We start from the raw sequence: 3,065 nt of genomic DNA, 5'->3' as shown, positions 1-3,065 counted from the left end.
AATGAGGTCCAGCTGGTCAGCCTCCGGGTCCAGCCGATAGGTGGCGGTGATCGTCAGTTCGCCGGGAAAGCCCTGATCGCCGTCGGGGCTGACATGGCGCAGCACCACCTGATGCGGGTCCGCGGACACGATGCGCCAGACGACCTTGTCCAGTCCTCGAACGCCGCCGTGCAGGGCGTTGGCGCCTTCATTGGCGGTGATGCGGAAGGGGCGGCCGTCCAGGGTGAAGGCGGCGCCGCCGATGCGATTGGCATAGCGCCCGACGCAGGCGCCCATGAAGTGGGGCTGGCGCACATAGGGCTCCAGCGTCTCGTGGCCCAGCAGCACATGGCCGAGGCGGCCCTCGCGGTCGGGGACCTGAACGGCCTGCAGGGAGGCGCCCAGGGTGATCACGTCCACCTGCATGCCGCCGGCGTTGCGCAGGGTGACCCGCTCCACGACCTCGCCGTCCGGAGTGACGCCGAACTGTCTTCTTTCCCCATGGAACTGGGTCATGGTCACCTCTGGGCCGGAATCCGCAAAGCCTGTTTGACATGGACCGACGAGCCTTCAATACTCGTACAAATGAACAGCGCAAGGCAAGCCGCGTTGGCGGCGGAAAAGCGTGGCCCCTGCCGCCGCGCGGTGTTGATGGGCGCCAGCGCCCTGGCGACCGCCGCTCTGACGCCGTCGGTGGGCCGGTCCCGGGATGATCGGGTGCGCGTCCGACCGTTCCCGTTGGACGCGGTGCGGCTGAAGCCGTCCATTCACGCGGACGCCGTGGCGGCCAACAGCCGATATCTTCTCGAGCTTGAGCCAGGCCGCCTGCTGCACAACTTTCATGCCGGAGCGGGTCTGCCGGTGCAGGGGGAGGTGTATGGCGGCTGGGAGGCGCGCGGGATCGCGGGCCACACCCTTGGCCACTACCTCACAGCCTGCTCCCTGGCCTGGGCCCAGACCGGCGAGTCGGCGCTGCGGCGGCGGGTGGAGATAACGGTGACCGAGCTGGCGCGTATCCAGGCGGCCCACGGCGACGGCTATGTGGGCGGCACGACCGTCGAGCGCGACGGCGAGGTCATCGACGGCAAGATCGTCTTCGAAGAGGTGCGGCGCGGCGACATCCGCACGGGCGGGTTCGACATCAACGGCGGCTGGGTGCCGCTCTACACCTGGCACAAGGTGCACGCGGGTCTGATCGACGCCGTGCGCCATGGCGGGGTGGAGGCGGCCATGCCGGTCATGCTGGGCATGGCGGGCTATCTGGCGGAGATCCTGGAGGGTCTGGACGACGACCAGATGCAGCGGCTGCTGGCGGCCGAGTACGGCGGGCTGAACGACAGCTATGCGGAGACCTACGCCCTGACCGGCGACAGGCGCTGGCTGACGCTGGCCGAGCGTATCCGGGACCGCGCGGTGCTGGATCCCCTGGCCGAGGGGCGCAACATCCTGCCGGGCCTGCACGCCAACACCCAGATTCCCAAGATCATCGGCCTGGCCCGCCTGCATGAACTGACGGGCGAAGCGCACTATGCGAGCGCCGCCCGCTTCTTCCACCGGGCCGTGGTTCAGGACCACACCTATGTGATCGGCGGCAATTCGGACCGGGAGCATTTCGGCCCGCCGGGACAGCTGTCGCCCTTCATCACCGACCGGACCTGCGAGGCGTGCAACACCTACAACATGCTGAAGCTGACCCGGCACCTGTACGGCTGGGAGCCGAGGGCGGACTGGTTCGACTTCTATGAGCGGGCGCACCTGAACCACATCATGGCGCACCAACATCCCGAGACGGGGATGTTCGTCTATTTCATGCCCCTGACCTCGGGCACGAAGCGCACCTATTCAACCCCGTTTGACAGCTTCTGGTGCTGCGTGGGGTCGGGCATGGAGAGCCACGCCAAACACGGCGACTCCATCTACTGGCGCGACGGCCGGACCCTGTTCGTGAACCTGTTCATCCCCTCATCTCTGGACTGGCGCGAGCGGGGCGCGCGAGTGGAGATGGACACGCGCTATCCCTTCTCCGAGCAGGTGCGCCTGACGGTGGCGGAGGCGGGGCAGGGGCCATTCGATCTCGCGCTGCGTCTGCCCGGGTGGTGCACGGCGCCGGGCCTCAGCGTGAACGGCGAACCCGTGCGTATCGACCGGCGCAACGGCTATGCGGTGCTGAGCCGGACGTGGCGGCCCGGCGACGTGGTGGACCTGACCCTGCCCATGTCGGTGCGGGTCGAGCCGACCCCCGACGATCCGCGCATGGTCGCCTTCGTCAACGGTCCGGTGGTGCTGGCCGCCGACCTGGGTCCGGCGGATCAGGCGCACGACGGCATGGCGCCCGCCCTGGTGGCGGATTCAGCCGACGGCGCGCTTGAGCCGATCGCCGGCGAGCTCCACCGGTTCCGGATGCCCGGCGCCGCGCCCGATGCCCTGACCATGGGTCCGTTCTTCAACAAGTACGAGCGACGCGCGGCGGTCTATTTCCCGCTGTTCACGGCGGCGCAGTGGGCCGCGGAGGAGACCGCCTTCCTGGCCGCCCAGTGCGAGCGCGCGGCGCTGGAGACGCGCACCATCGACGTCATCCACCTGGGCGAGATGCAGCCCGAGCGGGATCACAATTTCCGCTCCAACCACAGCGACCTGCTGTCGTTCGCCGGGCGCAGCGGGCGTCAGGCGTGGTGGGGCGTGGGCAACTATATCGAGTTCGACATGGCCGTCCGTCCCGGCCCCGTGATCCTGCGTGCGCTCTACTGGGGCGAGGAGGTGAACAAGCATTTCGCCGTCATGGTCGAGGGTGAGCGCATCGCGGTGGAACGGCGCGAGACGCCGCCCCAGCCGGCGTTCGTTCATGTGGACTACGTCATTCCGCAGAAGCTGACGCGAGGGCGCGACCGGGTGACGGTGCGGTTCGAGACCCTTGGCAGCGACGCGCCGGTCTATGAATGCCGGACCCTGTCGCCGGATGTGGCCTGACGGGTGGGCCAGCGGGCGCGCAGCCGGTTCAGCCAGCGGCTGTCGCCGGCGGCGCGCAGCACCAGGAACAGCAGGATCAGCAGGCCGATGACGATCCTGGCCCACCAGCTGGTCAGGGT

Annotated in this window: 1 protein-coding gene and 1 pseudogene; one reads left to right on the top strand and one right to left on the bottom strand. The window is 68.8% G+C overall.

Annotated elements, in window-relative coordinates:
• A pseudogene (locus C0461_RS14050) lies at nt 1-495 on the bottom strand (galactose-1-epimerase); the annotation flags it as partial.
• A gap of 135 nt (nt 496-630) precedes the next feature.
• On the opposite strand from C0461_RS14050, the gene C0461_RS14045 reads away from it, so the two are divergent.
• A complete protein-coding gene (locus tag C0461_RS14045; protein ID WP_292107890.1) occupies nt 631-2,946 on the top strand; it encodes a glycoside hydrolase family 127 protein in 2,316 nt (771 codons plus the stop codon).
• The last annotated feature ends 119 nt before the right edge of the window (nt 2,947-3,065 follow it).

The organism is Brevundimonas sp., assembly GCF_013823285.1.
Lineage (GTDB): Bacteria > Pseudomonadota > Alphaproteobacteria > Caulobacterales > Caulobacteraceae > Brevundimonas.
The sequence above is the reverse complement of the archived record's forward strand: the minus strand, read 5'-3'. Positions and strand labels throughout refer to the sequence as shown.